This window comes from Kineosporia sp. NBRC 101677 (assembly GCF_030269265.1).
Taxonomy (GTDB): domain Bacteria; phylum Actinomycetota; class Actinomycetes; order Actinomycetales; family Kineosporiaceae; genus Kineosporia; species Kineosporia rhizophila.
Genome location: NZ_BSTA01000004.1, coordinates 639,593 through 655,418 on the forward strand (window position 1 = coordinate 639,593; position 15,826 = coordinate 655,418).

General features: G+C 72.0%; 13 protein-coding genes. 10 read left to right on the forward strand and 3 right to left on the reverse strand.

The genetic code is table 11. From position 1 onward, the window contains the following. Positions 1 to 11 precede the first annotated feature (11 nt). From recG to QSK18_RS15645, 8 genes are all read left to right on the forward strand, one after another. Positions 12 to 2,267, forward strand: coding sequence for an ATP-dependent DNA helicase RecG (gene recG, locus QSK18_RS15610; protein ID WP_232813589.1), 2,256 nt, complete (start codon positions 12 to 14; stop codon positions 2,265 to 2,267). 61 nt (positions 2,268 to 2,328) lie between these two features. Beyond that, positions 2,329 to 2,940 (forward strand): 16S rRNA (guanine(966)-N(2))-methyltransferase RsmD, encoded by a 612-nt coding sequence (rsmD, locus tag QSK18_RS15615; RefSeq protein ID WP_285619856.1) that lies wholly within the window; start codon positions 2,329 to 2,331, stop codon positions 2,938 to 2,940. Positions 2,941 to 3,294: 354 nt separating this feature from the next. After that, positions 3,295 to 3,825, forward strand: a complete 531-nt coding sequence (gene coaD / locus QSK18_RS15620; protein ID WP_232813587.1) for a pantetheine-phosphate adenylyltransferase — start codon at positions 3,295 to 3,297, stop codon at positions 3,823 to 3,825. A gap of 84 nt (positions 3,826 to 3,909) precedes the next feature. After that, complete coding sequence (locus QSK18_RS15625) at positions 3,910 to 4,818, forward strand: ATP synthase subunit B family protein (RefSeq protein ID WP_232813586.1); 909 nt, start codon at positions 3,910 to 3,912, stop codon at positions 4,816 to 4,818. Positions 4,819 to 5,011: 193 nt separating this feature from the next. Next, positions 5,012 to 5,545: a YceD family protein gene (locus tag QSK18_RS15630; RefSeq protein WP_285619857.1), complete on the forward strand. Its 534-nt coding sequence runs from the start codon at positions 5,012 to 5,014 to the stop codon at positions 5,543 to 5,545. A 2-nt stretch (positions 5,546 to 5,547) separates the two neighbouring features. Beyond that, positions 5,548 to 5,751, forward strand: a complete 204-nt coding sequence (rpmF, locus tag QSK18_RS15635; protein ID WP_052533759.1) for a 50S ribosomal protein L32 — start codon at positions 5,548 to 5,550, stop codon at positions 5,749 to 5,751. 77 nt (positions 5,752 to 5,828) lie between these two features. Next, on the forward strand, positions 5,829 to 6,626 hold the full coding sequence (gene rnc, locus QSK18_RS15640) for a ribonuclease III (protein ID WP_232813584.1): 798 nt from the start codon (positions 5,829 to 5,831) through the stop codon (positions 6,624 to 6,626). Positions 6,627 to 6,629: 3 nt separating this feature from the next. Then, positions 6,630 to 7,610, forward strand: a complete 981-nt coding sequence (locus tag QSK18_RS15645; RefSeq protein ID WP_232813583.1) for an Fpg/Nei family DNA glycosylase — start codon at positions 6,630 to 6,632, stop codon at positions 7,608 to 7,610. Here QSK18_RS15645 and QSK18_RS15650 read toward each other — a convergent pair. Continuing rightward, the gene (locus QSK18_RS15650; RefSeq protein WP_232813582.1) at positions 7,607 to 8,317 is read right to left on the reverse strand and encodes a winged helix-turn-helix domain-containing protein; all 711 of its coding nucleotides are present in this window, start codon (positions 8,315 to 8,317) and stop codon (positions 7,607 to 7,609) included. The two genes, QSK18_RS15645 and QSK18_RS15650, sit on opposite strands and share 4 nt — an antisense overlap. 219 nt (positions 8,318 to 8,536) lie before the next feature. Between QSK18_RS15650 and QSK18_RS15655 the strand changes: the two genes are divergently transcribed. Continuing rightward, positions 8,537 to 9,496, forward strand: a complete 960-nt coding sequence (locus tag QSK18_RS15655) for a sulfotransferase family protein (RefSeq protein WP_232813581.1) — start codon at positions 8,537 to 8,539, stop codon at positions 9,494 to 9,496. 51 nt (positions 9,497 to 9,547) lie between these two features. Here QSK18_RS15655 and QSK18_RS15660 read toward each other — a convergent pair whose 3' ends face one another. After that, on the reverse strand, positions 9,548 to 10,600 hold the full coding sequence (locus QSK18_RS15660; RefSeq protein WP_232813580.1) for an FUSC family protein: 1,053 nt from the start codon (positions 10,598 to 10,600) through the stop codon (positions 9,548 to 9,550). 41 nt (positions 10,601 to 10,641) lie between these two features. Beyond that, positions 10,642 to 11,586 carry a hypothetical protein gene (locus QSK18_RS15665; RefSeq protein ID WP_285619868.1) on the reverse strand — a complete coding sequence of 315 codons (945 nt, stop codon included), beginning with the start codon at positions 11,584 to 11,586 and terminating at the stop codon, positions 10,642 to 10,644. A gap of 155 nt (positions 11,587 to 11,741) precedes the next feature. Here QSK18_RS15665 and smc point away from each other — a divergent pair, with 155 nt between their 5' ends. Further along, positions 11,742 to 15,617 carry a chromosome segregation protein SMC gene (gene smc / locus QSK18_RS15670; RefSeq protein WP_285619871.1) on the forward strand — a complete coding sequence of 1,292 codons (3,876 nt, stop codon included), beginning with the start codon at positions 11,742 to 11,744 and terminating at the stop codon, positions 15,615 to 15,617. Positions 15,618 to 15,826 lie beyond the last annotated feature (209 nt).

The following is a 15,826-nucleotide window of genomic DNA, read 5'->3' on the forward strand; positions in this document are numbered from 1 at the left end:
GTGAGCACGCGATGGCGACGGCCGGGCCGACCGAATCGATGCCGGAACGACTCAGAGAACCTCTGGTCAAGGTGCTGGGCGCGCGTACCGCCAACGCGCTGGCCCGCGAGCTGGGTCTGGAGACGGTGGGCGACCTGCTGCGCCACTACCCGCGGCGCTACATGGAACTGGGCGAGCTCACCCCGATCGACTCGCTGCCCGAGGACGAGCCGGTCAGCCTGGTCGCCGAGGTCAAGAAGGTCGACGTGCGGGAGATGAAGACCCGGCGCGGCAAGATCATGAACGTGGTGGTGACCGACGGCCACGGCATGCTCGACCTGACCTTCTTCAACAACGTGCACAAGCCGCAGAAAGAGCTGAAGGTCGGCCGGCGGGCCCTGTTCAGCGGCAAGGTCTCGCGGTACCGGGACGGCAAGCAGCTCGCCCAGCCGATGTACGAGCTGCTCGACGAGGAGACCGGCAACGACGAGGCGAAGCTGCAGGAGCGGCTGGAGATGCCGCTGCCGATCTACCCGGCCACCGGCCGGTTCCCCTCGAACAAGATCCGTGACTCGCTGCGGCCGATCCTCGACACCCTGCCGGCGCACCTGCCCGATCCGGTCCCGGCCAAGGTCCGGATGAAGCTGGGCCTGATCGACCTGACCTCCGCGCTGCGCCAGATCCACCGTCCGGGCGACCGGGCCCAGCTGGCCGCGGCCCAGCGGCGGCTGAAGTTCGAGGAGGCCTTCATCCTGCAGTCGCTGCTGGTCTGGCGGAAGGCGGTGGACCGGCGCCAGCAGGCCACCCCGCGGCCCTACGTGTCCGGCGGCTTCCTCGACGCGCTCGACGAGCGGCTGCCGTTCGAGCTCACCGAGGGCCAGAAGAAGGTGGGCGAGGAGATCGCCGCCGACCTGGGCCAGGAGTACCCGATGCACCGGCTGCTGCAGGGTGAGGTGGGCTCGGGCAAGACGCTGGTGGCGCTGCGGGCGATGGCCCGGGTGGTCGACTCCGGCGGTCAGGCCGCGCTGCTGGCCCCCACCGAGGTGCTGGCCATGCAGCACCACCGCTCGATGACCGCGATGCTCGGCGACCTGGCCGGGGGCGGTCTGCTCGGCGGGCACGAGCGCGGCACCCGGGTCACCCTGCTCACCGGCTCGATGAACACCGCGGCCCGGCGGAAGGCGCTGCTCGAGGCGGCCTCCGGCGAGGCCGGCATCGTGGTCGGCACGCACGCCCTGATCCAGGAGACGGTGCAGTTCTCCGACCTGGGCCTGGTGGTGGTCGACGAGCAGCACCGGTTCGGGGTGGAGCAGCGGGACGCGTTGCGGCGCAAGGGCGAGAACACCCCGCACCTGCTGGTGATGACGGCCACGCCGATCCCGCGCACGGTGGCCATGACGGTGTTCGGCGACCTGGAGACCTCGGTGCTCGACCAGCTCCCGGCCGGGCGCAGCGAGATCGTCACCCACGTGGTGCCGGCCCGCGACGAGCGCTGGCTCACCCGGACCTGGCAGCGGGTCGCCGAGGAGTGCCGGGCCGGGCACCAGGCCTACGTGGTCTGTGCGCGGATCGGCTCCGACGAGGTGGAGGAGGAGTTCGTCGCCGAGGAGGGGCTGCACGTCGTCTCCGACGCCGAGGCGGCCACGTTCGACCTGAAGCTGGGCGAGGAGCGGCGCCCGGCCGCCGCCGTGCTCGACGTGCTGGCCGCGCTGCGGGTGCAGCCCGAGCTCGACGGCCTGGTGATCGAGATGCTGCACGGCCGCATGCCCGCCGACGAGCGGGAAGAGGTGATGCGCCGCTTCGCCGCCAACGAGATCCACGTGCTGGTGGCCACCACGGTGATCGAGGTCGGGGTGGACGTGCCGAACGCCACCGCAATGGTGATCACCGACGCCGACCGCTTCGGCGTCTCGCAGCTGCACCAGCTGCGCGGCCGGGTCGGCCGGGGCCGGGCACCGGGCATCTGCCTGCTGCTCACCGACGCCGGGGCGGGGGTCTCACGCGAGCGGCTGCAGGCGGTGGCGAGCACGCGGGACGGCTTCGAGCTGGCCCGCATCGACCTGGAGACCCGGCGGGAGGGCGACGTGCTCGGCTCCCGGCAGTCCGGGGTCGGCAGCTCGCTGAAACTCCTGCGGGTGCTGCGCGACGAGAAGGTGATCGCGGTGGCCCGGGAAGAGGCGACCCTGCTTCTGGACGAGGACGTGCGGCTGCGCGGGTATCCCGAGTTGATCGAGGCGTTGCGTCCGTGGGTCGGTTCCGACCGGGCCGCCTTCCTGGACAAGGGGTGAGGCGCCGCGTGAGCGGGACCCGCCCTGCGTCCGTCCAGTCCTTACAACCTCAGGAAGACGCATGACCCGCATCATCTCCGGCTCGGCCGGCGGCCGGCGCCTGCTCGCGCCCAAGGGCGACGCCACCCGCCCCACCAGCGACCGGGTGCGCGAGGCGCTGTTCGGGGCACTGGAGGCCCGCGGTCTGATCGAGGGCGCCCGGGTGCTCGACCTGTTCTGCGGGTCGGGGGCGCTGGGGCTGGAGGCGATGAGCCGGGGTGCGGCCTCGGCGGTGCTGGTCGACGCGGGCCGCCCGGCGGTCGAGGCGGCCCGCACGAACGTGGCCACGCTCAAGTTCACGCAGGCCTCGGTGGTGCTCTCGCCCGTGCAGAAGTTCCTCGAGAGCCGGTCGGTGACGCCGGTCGACCTGGTTCTCGCCGATCCGCCCTACCCCATGGACGAGGCCGGACTCGGGGCGATGCTCACCTCGCTGGCCGAGCGGGGGTGGCTGGCTCAGGAAGCCACGGTGGTGCTGGAGCGCAGCGGCCGCTCGCCCGAGCCGGAGTGGCCCAAGGGCATGTTCCGCGAGGCGCTGCGACGCTACGGCGAGACCGCGGTGTGGCAGGCGGTGTGGGATCCGGAGACCGGGCCGGGGCATGAGTCTGGTGGTGGAGGGGGCCCGGTGGCCGAGTGAATCCGGCCTGGTGAATCCGGCCGGGTGAATCCGGCCGGGTGATGTGGGGGCCTGACGTGCGGGCGTGACAGGAGGCCGGGGGGTGAGTGCGGTGAGGTGAGTCCGGCGGCGGGAGCCGGCAGCGGCGTGAGTTGGGCGGTGGAGGCGGCCCGGTGGTCGAGTGAATCCGGCCGGGTGATGCGGGGGCCTGACGTGCGGGCGTGACGGGAGGCCGGTGAAGTGGGTCCGACGCTGGCGTGAACCGGGTGGCGGCGTGAACCGGGTGGCGGCGTGAGATGGGTGGCGGCGTGAACCGGGTGGCGGCGTGAGATGGGCCGCAGTTGAGCGGCGGGCCGACCGGCTACCGTCACTCCTGTGACTCGTCTGACTCGCCGCTGCGTGTGCCCCGGCAGTTTCGACCCGGTGACCAACGGGCACCTCGACGTCATCCGCCGGGCCGGGGTCCTCTTCGACGAGGTGATCGTGGCGGTGGCGGGCAACCCGGCCAAGCGGTCCATGTTCACCGTGGCCGAGCGGGTCGAGCTGATCCGGCAGAGCCTGGACGGGATCACCAACGTGACGGTGGCCACGGTCGAGGGTGGTCTGCTGGTCGACTTCTGCCGCCAGGTCGGCGCCGGGGCGATCGTCAAGGGCCTGCGGGGCGGCACCGACTTCGCCTACGAACTGCCGATGGCCCTGATGAACCGGCACCTCAGCGAGGTCGAGACGGTCTTTCTGCCCGGTGAGCCCAGGTTCGAGCACGTTTCGAGTAGTTTGATCAAGGAAGTCGCCGCGCACGGGGGCGACGTGTCCGGTCTTGTCCCGGAGCATGTCCTGGCGCGCCTCCTGGCACGAGTCGGACGGGTTGGTCAGACTGAAAACGGTCAGCCCGATGCGGCCGGTTAAGCACTTCGCGTAACCCTACGGTTACTCTGAGTTAATTAGCCACTTCCTCCCGCATCGGACCGAAGCGGTGGAGGGAGGTCATCGGTGAGTCTTCGCCGAACCTTGGACGCAATGGGCGCGATGGTGGAGCGGGCTTCGTCGGTGCCCCTCTCGGCGTCCTGCATGGTCAACCGCGCCGAGATGCTGGCCCTGGTGGAACGGGCCCGCGCCGAGCTGCCGGTGGAGCTCGACCAGGCGGCCGAGCTGCTGGTCGCGCACCAGGAGGTGATCTCCCGGGCCGAGACCGAGGCGGAGCAGCTGCTGGCCCAGGCGCAGGCCGACGCCGAGCGGATGATCATGGAGACGGCGCTGGTGGCCAGTGCCCGGGCACGCTCGGAGCAGATCCTCGACGCCGCCCGCGCGGAGGCCGCCCGGCTGCTGCGCGAGTGTGACCTGTACTGCGACAACCGGCTCGCTGCGCTGGAGGACGACCTGCACCGCACGCTCGGGCAGGTGCGCCGCGGGCGGGACCGGCTGCGCGACCGGAGCGAGCTGGACTACCTCGACCCGCTGCCGGACGAGGCCGATCCGGAGGGTCGCGACGTGCAGGCCGAGTACGAGCAGGCCGTGGAGCGCGAGCCCGAGGAGGAGCAGTGGCGCCCGGCGCGCTCCCGGGACGAGGCCTACGACCAGTACGAACAGGTCGCCGTGGCCTCCGAGGACGCGTACGACCAGGAACGCGAGAACCAGGCCGAGGTCGACCGGGCCGGGGCACCGGGCGGGGCCCAGGGGCCGGCACCGGACGAGCCGGAACCGGCCGTCCCCGAAGGTGACACCCCCGACACTGCCGGTGCCGATCTCACTGGCCCACCCGCGTCCTCAGGTAGTTCCGAGGAGAACCCGCAACCGCGCGTCCCGGCCGGTATCGGTACTGGTCTGGCCACCGGCCCGGAGAGACGGGTGCTCGACCTGACCGCGATCGAGCGCGCCGCCGAGCGTTCCGGTTTGGGATAAGGCCACGACCTGAAGTAGCCTTGCGAGCTGGTCTTACTGTGTCGGCCCGGTCGGGTGCGCGGTACCTCCTCCCGGAGGTCCCACCACCCAGGGCCGGACGCGTCCGTTCTGTGCTTGTAAGGAGTGCACCATTCGTCTGAACGCCCGATCGCCCTACGTTCTCGACACCCGGGAACTCGGCCGGCGCCCGGGCATGATGCGAAAGGTCAAGCGGACCGTCCCGGCCCCGGCCGAGCTCGGCACCGAGGTGATCGGCGTCCCAGAGGGCTCCGACGTCGAGCTGGATCTCCGGCTCGAGGCGGTGATGGAGGGTGTGCTGGTCAGCGGCACGGTCTCGGCCACGGCGGTGGGTGAGTGCATCCGCTGCCTGGACGAGGTCCGGCTGGAACTGGAGGTCCGGATCGGGGAGCTGTACAGCTACCCCGAGAACCGGGTCGCCGAGGACCAGGACGAGGACCGGCAGGAACTCGAGGACGAGATGATCGACCTCGAGCCCGGCCTGCGCGACGCGGTGGTTTCCGAACTGCCGTTCCAGCCGGTCTGCCGGGAAGACTGCCCAGGTCTGTGCTCCGAGTGCGGGGCGCGGCTGGCAGACGACCCGGGCCACAGTCACGAGGTGACCGACCCCCGGTGGTCGGCGCTCCAGGGCATCCTGACCGATGGGATGCCTCAGGAAGATTCCGGCCCGTCCACGGTGGGCGGCCCGGACGAAACGAAGGAGAGCTAGGCGTGGCCGTTCCGAAGCGGAAGATGTCCCGCAGCAACACGCGGTCCCGCCGGGCGCAGTGGAAGGCGACGCCGACGGCGCTCACCGCCACGACGTCGGGTGGCACCACCACCTACTCCCGGCCGCACCAGGCGCGCGTCGTCACCGACTCCGCCGGCACCCCGCTGTACCTCGAGTACAAGGGTCGCAAGGTCAAGGACCTCTGAGTCTGAGCATGACGGCCGGGCAGGCGTCTGACGAGGGAGCTGTCGTTCCCCCGTCAGGTCAGGAAGCCCACGTAGCTGTGACTGACCCCGACGACGCACTGCCCGACGGCCTGGACGCCGAGGCGCTCGCCAAGCATCTGAAGCTTGTCGAGGTCCTCGGCGTCCAGGTCAGTCATGGCCTGCTGTTCCAGGCGCTGACCCACCGCTCGTACGCGTACGAGAATGGTGGGCTGCCGACCAACGAGCGGCTGGAGTTCCTGGGCGACTCCGTGCTGGGCCTGGTCGTGACCTCGGCCCTGTACCGCCGTCATCCCGACCTGGCCGAGGGGCAGCTGGCCAAGCTGCGCGCCGCGGTGGTCAACATGCGGGCGCTGGCCGGTGTCGGCCGCCGTCTCGACCTGGGCCAGTACCTGATGCTGGGCCGCGGTGAGGAGGCCAGTGGTGGGCGCGACAAGTCGTCCATCCTCGCCGACACCGTGGAGGCCCTGATCGGCGCGGTCTACCTGGAGTCCGGCATGGAGGTGGCGAGCCTGCTCGTGCACCGCCTGGTCGACCCGTTGCTGGCCACCAGCGCGGAACTCGGCGCCGGCCTCGACTGGAAGACCAGCCTGCAGGAGCTCACCGCGATGGAGGGGCTCGGGGTGCCGGAGTACGCGGTCACCGAGGAAGGCCCCGACCACGCCAAGATCTTCCACGCCTCGGCCCTGGTGCAGGGCATCGGGCGGGGCGAGGGCAGTGGGCGCTCCAAGAAGGAGGCCGAGCAGGAGGCTGCCGCCGCCGCGTTCGGCCGGCTCACCGCCGAACGGGCCGAGAAGGCCGCCGCCGAGAAGGCCGACGGGAAGCCGGACGGCGACCCGAAGAACCAGAACGGCTGAGCGGTGCCGGAACTGCCCGAGGTCGAGGTGGTGCGGCGCGGGCTGGCCCGCTGGACGATCGGCGCCACCATCGACGACGTCGAGGTGCTGCACCCGCGCCCGGTGCGCCGGCACGAGGCCGGCATCGACGACTTCGTGGCCCGGCTCAGCGGGGTCACCGTGCTCGACGCGGTGCGCCGCGGCAAGTTCCTCTGGCTGACTCTCGACTCGGGCGAGGCCCTGCTGGCCCATCTCGGGATGAGCGGCCAGTTGCTGCTCGAGGCGCCGGACGCCCCGGACGAGAAGCATCTTCGGGTGCGCCTGGGGATGCGTGGCGGTACCGGGCGGGAGCTGCGGTTCGTCGACCAGCGCATGTTCGGCGGCCTGGCCGTGGTCGAGATGGTCAAGACACCGGACGGTGGGCCGGGTGGTCTGGGCGGGGTGCCGGCCGACGACGGTGAACTGCCGGTCGGGCGGCCGGAAGAACCCGTGGGTGAAGGCCCGGTCGAGGGGGAGTACGCGGCCGAACAGGCGCTGATCCCGGTGCCGGTGGCCCACATCGCCCGCGATGCTCTGGATCCGGTGCTGGACGTGGACCTGCTGGCGGCCCGTCTGCGCCGCCGCGAGACCGGCCTGAAGCGGGCCCTTCTCGACCAGACGCTGATCTCGGGCATCGGCAACATCTACGCCGACGAGGCGCTCTGGCGGGCCCGGCTGCACTACGCGCGGCCCACCGAGACGCTGAACCGGCCCACCCTGAACCGGCTGCTGGCCCACGCCCAGGACGTGATGCGCGAGGCACTGGCCCAGGGCGGCACCAGCTTCGACAGTCTGTACGTCGACGTGAACGGCCAGAGCGGTTACTTCGAGCGGGGTTTGGACGTCTACGGGCGCGAGGGCGAGGCCTGTCACCGATGCGGTGGCCCGGTCCGGCGGGAGAGCTTCATGAACCGCTCGTCGTTCTTCTGCCCCAAGTGCCAGCCCCGGCCCCGCAACGCCCGCTAGTCCAGCCGGTAGCCGTAGCCGCGCAGCGTGACCAGGCGGTCGGCGTGCCGGCCGAGCTTCACCCGCAGCCGCCGCACGTGCACGTCGATGGTGCGGTCGCCGGATATGTAGCCGGTGTGCCACACCGCCCGCATCAGCTCGTCACGGCCCAGGGCCTGACCCCGGTGCCGTTCGAGAAAGGCCAGGAGGTCGAACTCGCGACGGGTGAGCTCGACCGGCTCACCGTCGAGTTCGAGCGTGCGGCGCGTGGTGTCCACGTCGAACGGCTCGCCCGAACCCGGAGCTCGCGGGGTGGCCGCCGGAACCGGGGCCAGCGCGGTGACCGCGGCCGTCTCCTCGTTCGGGGTACCCCAACGCCGTTGGCCCACGAGTGAACTCGCCGACCCGTTGGCCGGGCTGCTCACCGGGGTGCCGGCCGAGCCGGGGGCGGAGACCGGGCGGGTGGGACGGGCCGGCTCGCGCAGTTCGATCTCGACGCTGGTGACCACGTCCGGCGCCACCGCGTGCACCAGATCCTCGACCGCCCGGGCGATCCCGCGCAGGTCGGGGCCCGGCTGGGTGGCGCGGGGGCTCTGCCCGTCGGCGCTCACCTCGCGCCCGCCTCGCCGGCCGTCGGCCGTGGCGCCCGGCACACTGAGCCGCACGACCAGCCCAGCCTGCGGGGAGGGGTCGGCTCGATTGGCATCTGTTCCCGGTGAGGTCAGCATTGAGAAGCTCCGGTCGCGTAGATCAGCAAAGCACCGCCCGCGACGCCTGGAACACCTCCCGGCCGGAGCCCGGCCGGTTGTCATTCGCGGGCGTCGGCCCAGATCAGCTACGAGGTCAATAACTCATGAGATCGAGTGAAGCACTCGTTCGGCCGCTCTACAAGTAACTCTATCGGATTGGTCTAGAATTTCTCTGATCCTGACCCCGGAGGCGTTGAGATGGCTCTGCCCGATTTCTTTCTGCTCGGCGCACCGAAGGCCGGCACCACTGCCCTGCACGCCGCGTTGGCGCAGCATCCGCAGCTGTTCCTGTCGGCGGTCAAGGAGCCGAAGTTCTACATGTGCGACGGGCGGCCGCCGCCCCGCTCGCAGCAGCGGGGGCCGGGAGACGCGCACAGCGCGCAGGAGTGGGTGTGGCGGCGCGGTGAGTACGAGGCGCTGTTCGACGTGGCGCCGGCCGGCACGCTCAAGGGCGAGAGCACGCCGTTCTACCTGTACGACCGGCAGGCCCAGCGCCGCATCGCCGCCGACGTGCCGCACGCCAGACTCCTGGTGGTGCTGCGCGACCCGATCGACCGGGCGTACTCCAACTGGATGCACCTGCGCTCGGACGGCCTGGAACCGATCGCCGACTTCGCCGAGGCCTGGGCCGCCGAGGACGAGCGGGTCGCGGCCGGCTGGGCGCCGTTCTGGCACTACCGCCGGCTCGGTCTGTACGGCGAACAACTGCGCGACCTGATCGAACTGTTCGGCCGTGACCAGGTGCACGTGCTGCGTTACCGCGACCTGGTCGAGACGCCCGAGGCGGCGCTGGGCAAGGTCTGCGCCTTCCTCGGGGTCGAGCCGGGCCAGATCGAGCAGCCCGCCCGCGAGAACTCCCGTTCCTACGTGCCTCCCGGCCGCCGCACCGAAGCACTGTCCCGGGTGGTCCGGGCCGGCGCCGCCGCCGGTGCCTACCTACCGCCGCAGGTGTGGCGGCAGGTGAGTGAGCCCCTCCTGCGTTACCTGCAGAAGGGCGGCGCCCGCCGGCCGGTGCTCGACGCGTCGGTGCGGATGCGTCTGGTCGAGGCGTACCGGGAAGACAACGCCCTGCTCAACGAGCTCGCCGGGCAGTCGTTCTCCGACTGGATGGGAACCACGTCGAGGGGGCAGTTCGCCCCTTCGGCGACCGAGAGTTGAGTAGCCCCCACCCACCAAGGCGACTTACGGACGTCCGTGCTCACCGACGTCTTAAATCTGGGCTTTTGGTCGCCGTCGGGTGAGCAGAATGAGGACGACGGCGACGGCCAGCCCCAGCGCGGTTTCGGCCAGGCGGTCGCCGGCGGTGGCGAAGGGGTCGCTCTCCACCGCCAGGTGCTGCATCAGCAGCGCCAGGGGAGTGATCCCGACAACCGCCAGACCGTAGTTGCGGGCCACGAACAGTTCGGCCCAGGTCTGGGCGATCAGGGCTAGGACGAGGGTTGTCACCACCCCTGGGTCGAACGAGAGGATCGCGACGCTCAGGAGCACCCCGGCCAGCGTGCCCCAGATCCGGTGCATGGCACGGGCGATCCGCTGCGTACTGCTCGGCCCGGTCAGCGGGACCACCGCCGAAACCATTGCCCAGTAGGGATGTGCGCCCCCGGCGGTCAGCGCAGTCGCTCCGGCGACCACCGGGGCAGCCGCGTAGACGATCAGATCGCCCCGTACACCTTCGGAGCCGAAGAGCTCGGCCCGGCTGAGCAGTGGCCGGGCCGCGTGCTTCTGCCGTTCGCGCCCGGCCGGGAACAGCTGCCCGGTCTGACCTACGAGCACTGCGAAGACCGCGGCAGCGGCACTCACCCCTACAGCGACCGGCAGCATGTTCCATGACTGGTGATGTGCCGAGCACGCGCTCACGGCGAACACCGGGAAGAGAGCTCCCGGGGGCACCCAATGCCGCCAGCGCGAGACCAGGTACGCAAGGACGCTGGTGACGGCAGTGGCGGTGATGGCCAGCCAGGAGCCGCCGATCGCGCCCGCCAGCACACCGAGAGCGACCGCACCGACCAGGAACAGCCCGGCCTCGGTCTGCATACGCAGGCGCGCGGCGTAGACCGAGTGCCGGCCGTAGAGGCTGTTGAAGGCCCCGAAGCTGGCGAACAAGGTCAGGTCGGCCCGGTCGAGGGCGAGAAGGACGGCCACCGGCGCACCCACCGAGACAACGGCGCGCAGTGCTCCCCAGTGAGCGTGCTCGTGCGGCCGGAGCTCCGTCAGACCCCAGCTGCGCACGATCGACCGCGGGGAAGAGTGAAGCTCTGACACCCGTCCATGGTGCACCCGGCGGCCGTCCTGCGCGGTGGGGGCTACTCCGGCTTGACCAGCTCGGTGCGCAGGTCGTGCGACCCGTCCGGCAGCGCCGCCTCGTAGTACAGGCGTCGTGAACCGTCCGGCAGGTCGACCACGTCGAGGTACCTAAGGGCGTGGTCGCCGTGGGGGGATCGGGCCACCGGCTGCTCACCGATCGCAGCGAACGTGCCCACGCTGGGACCCTGGGCCGGACCCTGGGCCACTCCGGTGCGCTCGAACCAGTTCTCCGCCGAGGTGGCCCGGCCGTCGTAGTAGGCGACCAGCCGATCCCCCTGCGCGGTCACCGCCGTGATCCGCGCTCCACGCGCGTCCCAGGCGCCGGGCCGCCCCTCGATCGCGACCGGGCCGACGTCCCAGGTCAGCCCGTCCTCGCTGGTCGCGAAGCGGGAGTTCATCCGGTCCGTGGCGTCCGGGTCGTCCAGCGGGTGGCAGCACACCCACATCCGCCAGCCGTTCTCGTCGCGGTGCACCACCGGGTCCTTCACCCCGGTCAGCTCGTCGCCGGGCAGGACCATCGTGCGCTTGCCGGTGGGCAGGTCGACCACGTCGGTCGCGTCCAGCGCCTCGATCCACCAGTGCTTGGAGTTGGGCGTGGAGCAGCTCAGGTACAGCCGCCAGCCGCCGTCCCCGGTGGTCAGCAGGGCCGGGCGCTCGAGCGAGGCGGCGCCGAAGATGTCCCGCCCGACCGAGGCCACCGTCTCGAAGTTCACGCCGTCGTCGCTGCGGGCGAGCGTGACCGCCACGCCACGACCGGCGTCCAGCGGGCGGCGGACCCGGTAGGCCAGCCAGAACACCCCGTTCTCGAAGCAGACACTGGGGGCACCGGTCCAGTACCCCGGGCCCGACCCGGGTGCGTCCACACAGACCTGCGAGGCCGGGTGGTCCGGGACGGTGATGCCGGAGAGCGCTTCGGATGAGGTGGAACGAGTGGCCGAGGTCATGGTGGGGCTCTTCCTCCAAGCGGTTTCGCCCTGTTGCGAGCAGCCGAGGTGATGGGCCGGTCCGATCGCGGCCCAGTGTGCCAGCACTGCGGCGGGGTGGTGCGCCACGACGGATACCCTGGGACGTCCGCATCAGCTCAAGGAGAGCGCCGCCCGTGCACCTGAAGACCCTGACCCTGCGCGGGTTCAAGTCGTTCGCCTCCGCCACCACGCTGCGTCTGGAGCCGGGCATCACCTGCGTGGTGGGTCCCAACGGCTCGGGCAAGTCGAACGTGGTCGACGCGCTGAGCTGGGTGATGGGCGAGCAGGGGGCCAAGAGCCTGCGCGGCGGCAAGATGGAGGACGTCATCTTCGCCGGCACCTCCGGCCGCCCCCCGCTGGGTCGCGCCGAGGTGGCCCTGACCATCGACAACACCGACGGCGCGCTGCCGATCGACTACACCGAGGTCACGATCTCGCGCACGATGTTCCGCTCCGGCGGCAGCGAGTACGCGATCAACGGCTCCCCGTGCCGCCTGCTCGACATCCAGGAGCTGCTGTCCGACTCCGGCATCGGCCGCGAGATGCACGTGATCGTCGGGCAGGGGCAGCTCGACGCCGTCCTGCACGCCACCCCCGAGGAACGCCGCGCGTTCATCGAGGAGGCGGCCGGGGTGCTCAAGCACCGCAAGCGCAAAGAGAAGGCGATCCGCAAGCTCGACGCCATGCAGGGCAACCTGCAGCGCCTGGCCGACCTCACCACCGAGATCCGGCGTCAGCTGAAACCGCTGGGCCGGCAGGCCGAGGTGGCCCGCAAGGCCCAGGTGGTGCAGGCCGACCTGCGCGACGCCAAGGCCCGGCTGCTGGCCGACGACCTGGTCACGCTGACCGGGCAGATCGCCGCCGAGCTGGCCGACGAGGCCGCGGTGCTGGAACGGCGCTCGGCGGTGGAGCAGGAGCTGACCGACACCCGGGCCCGGCTCTCCGCCCTGGAGCTGGCCACCAGTGCGGCGGCCCCGCAGCTCTCGCACGCCCAGAACGTCTGGTTCCAGCTCTCCTCGCTGCGCGAGCGCACCCGGGGCACCAACAGCCTGGCCGCCGACCGGCTGCGGCTGCTGTCGGAGTCGGCGCCGGACGAGCGGCAGACCGGGCGCGACCCGGAGGACCTGGAGGCCCAGGCCGCGCTCGTGCGCGAGCAGGAGGAGGAGCTGCAGGCCGAGGTCGAGGGCGCCAACGAGCTGATGCTGATGGCCGAGGACCGGCGCCGGGAGGCGGAACGCGCGGCCCGGACCGAGGAGCAGCGGCTGGCCGAGGAGGCCCGGCGGGCGGCCGACCAGCGTGAGCAGTTGGCCCGGCTGGCCGGCAAGGTCGGGGCGCAGCGCAGCACGGTGAACGCGTCGGCCGAGGCGGTCGAGCGGCTCTCGGGCACCATCACCGACGCCGAGCAGCGGGTTTCCGAGGCCGCGGCGGCCGTGGCGGCGCTGGACTCCCAGGTTCCCGACGACGGCGGGGCGGCCCAGGCGCAGGCCGAGCAGGCCGAGGCCCTGCAGGTCGAGGCCGAGCAGGTGGCCGAGCGGATCGCCGCCGACGAGGCCGCGCTGGAGGCGGCGCAGGCCGACCTGACCGCGCTGAACCGGGAGCTCGAGGCACTGCGGCACACCGAGCGCGAGGCGCACGGCGAGCGTAAGGAGTGGGCGGCCCGCCGGGACACGCTGGCTCTGGGGCTGCGGCGTAAGGACGGCGCCGGTGCGGTGCTGGCCGCCGGGGACCGGGTGCCCGGGTTGATCGGTTCGCTCGCGGCGGTGCTGGCTGTGGAAACCGGATTTGAGACGTCGGTGGCGGCGGCCCTGGGGCCGGCCGCCGAGGCGGTGGCGGTGCACGACCTGACCGGAGCCCTGGCCGCGCTCGACTACCTGGCCGCCGAGGACGGGGGCCAGGCGGTGCTGGTCCCGGCCGGCAACGCGGGGCGCACCGGCACGGTGGCCGACGCGGACCCGGCCGGCTGGCCCACCCTGCCGCCCGGCGCCCGCTGGGCCCGGGCCCTGGTGCGCGAGCCGATCGAGCTCACGGCCGCGATCGACCGGCTGCTGCACCGGGTCGCGGTGGTCACCGACCTGCGGGCGGCGGCCGACCTGATCCGGCTCTGGCCCGAGCTGCGGGTGGTCACCACCTCCGGTGAGCTGGTCTCGGCCTCGTTGGTGCGGGGTGGGTCGGCCTCCGCGCCGTCCCCGATCGAGACCCAGGCCGCGGTCGAGCAGGCCGAGGAACGGGTGTCGGCGGCGGCCGAGAAGGCGGAGAACGCCGGGTCGGCGCTGAGCGAGGCCCGCGACCGGCAGACCGAGGTGCAGCAGCGGGTCCGTGATCTTCAGGGGTCGGTCAAGCAGGCCCAGGGCGACCTGCGGCGGGTCGAGGGCCGGCTCAGCGAGCTGGAGGGCCGCCGGGCCCAGGCCGAGGCAAAGCTGGCCGCCGAGCGCGGTCGGCTGGCCGGTACCGCGCGGGCGGCCGAGGCCGAGGTCGAGCGGTTGCGGGGGCAGCGCGAGCGGGCGGTGCAGTCGGCCGAGAGCGCCCGTGAGGCCCTGTTCGAGCTGGAGGCCCAGCTGGAGGCCGCTTCCGAGGCGGCCGCGGCGGCGGACGAGGAGCCGGACACCTCCGAGCGCGACCGGCTGGTCGAGGCCGCCTCGCGGTTGCGGAGCGAGGAGACCGACGCCCGGCTGGCCCTGCGCACCGCCGAGGAGCGGGCCCGGGCGGTGGCCGGTCGTTCCGAGCAGCTGATGCGCCGGGCCGCGGAGGAGCGGGCGGCGCGGGCGCGGGCGGTGGCCCGGGAGGAGCGCCGGCAGCGCCAGATGCAGATCGCCCGGGCGGTGCTGGCCGGTGGCGAGTACCTGCTCGTCCTGCTGGAGAAGTCGCTGGCCACGGCCGCACAGGAGCGGCTGCGGCTGGAGGCCGAGCGGGACGCCCGCAACGCCGAGCTGCAGGTGGTGCGCGAGGGGGAGCAGAGGCTGGCGGCGGAGCAGTCCCGGCTGATCGACTCGGCCCACCGCGACGAGGTGGTGCGCACCGAGCAGCGCCTGCGGATCGACGCCCTGCGCCAGCGCAGCGTCGACGAACTGGGCATGGACCCGGACGTGCTGATCGAGGAGTACGGCCCACACCAGCTGGTGCCGCCGAGCCCACCGGCCCCGGGCGACCCGGAGCCCGAGACCCCGCCCGAGCCGGTGCCCTACCACCGGGCCACCCAGGAGAAGCGGCTGCGCCGGGCCGAGCGCGGGCTCAACCTGCTGGGCACGGTCAACCCGCTGGCCCTGGAGGAGTTCGCGGCGCTGGAGGAACGGCACACGTTCCTGAACAAGCAGCTCGACGACCTGAAGGTCTCCCGGCGCGACCTGCTGCAGATCATCGAGGACGTGGACCGGCGGGTGGAGGAGGTCTTCACCGAGGCCTTCAACGACACCGCCCGCGAGTTCGTCGGGGTGTTCCAGCGGCTCTTCCCCGGCGGCGAGGGCAAGCTGATCCTCACCGACCCCTCGAACATGCTGACCACGGGCCTGGACGTGGAGGCCCGCCCGCCGGGCAAGAAGGTCAAGCGGCTGTCGCTGCTGTCCGGTGGCGAGCGCTCGCTCACCGCCGTCGCCCTGCTGGTCTCGATCTTCAAGGCCCGGCCGAGCCCGTTCTACGTGATGGACGAGGTGGAGGCGGCGCTCGACGACACCAACCTGGGCCGGCTGATCGGGATCTTCCAGGAGCTGCGGGAGTCGTCGCAGCTGATCGTGATCACGCACCAGAAGCGCACCATGGAGGTGGCCGACGCCCTGTACGGCGTCACCATGCGGGGCGACGGGGTGACCACGGTGATCAGTCAGCGGCTGTCGGACGACGGTGATTCGGACTCGGGTTCGGGGCGGCGGCGCCCGCCGGCGAGTGCTTCGGCCGGGGTCGGCGAGGTTGTCGGTGATGCTGGGGAAGCGGGTGTGCACACAGAGTCCGGCGGGACGGCAGACCGGGTGATCGACCTCGATGCGGTGCCCGTGGACCCGGCCTCCGGCAACGGCTGACTCGCCCATGATGCGGGCCTGAGGCGCGCATGACATCGTGAAGGCCTTCGGGTGCATCCCGAGGGCTTTTTCGATTACCCGGCCGAGGGCCGTTTTTCGCTGTGCCCGGGAAACGTGAAGGGTAACGGCCGACCATGGTCAGCAGTTCCCGTTGCGGGCTGGGACTTTTCCGGTAATCGCCGGTGTCGTTCCTGTGACTGCTCCATCGG